This window comes from Candidatus Bandiella numerosa, from assembly GCF_021811875.1.
In the GTDB taxonomy this organism is placed as follows: Bacteria; Pseudomonadota; Alphaproteobacteria; order Rickettsiales; family Midichloriaceae; genus Aquirickettsia; species Aquirickettsia numerosa_A.
This window is the reverse complement of the sequence record NZ_JAJBJD010000235.1, coordinates 1-280: the sequence shown is the minus strand read 5'-3', so window position 1 is coordinate 280 and position 280 is coordinate 1. Positions and strand designations below refer to the sequence as shown.

Here is a 280-nt window from a genome sequence, read left to right as displayed (position 1 = left end):
CCGTCAAGTTAATGGAAATATGGCCGCAACACAACCCTGACCCTTAAATTTTAGGCAGCAGCTATCTCTTGGATAGCTTCATCCCAAATAAATTTAGCTTTTTGAAAATTCTCTCTTTGGATATTAGCTGCATTAGTATATCTTCCTATATCAACTGCGAATATATTTCTTACTTTCCCCATTAATGACAGAGTTTGTTGCAATCCCCAGGGTGATTTGAACTTTATCAGACATTTCTCCTTTCTTCGTGTTGGTTGATGTGCATTTTCTACGCGATTAT

At 37.1% G+C, this 280-nt stretch carries 1 protein-coding gene; it reads right to left on the bottom strand.

Translation table 11 applies throughout. The features are described from left to right. Window positions 1–50 precede the first annotated feature (50 nt). The coding region (locus L8D11_RS05505) for a hypothetical protein (protein ID WP_236870660.1) at window positions 51–280 on the bottom strand (230 nt) is incomplete at its 5' end.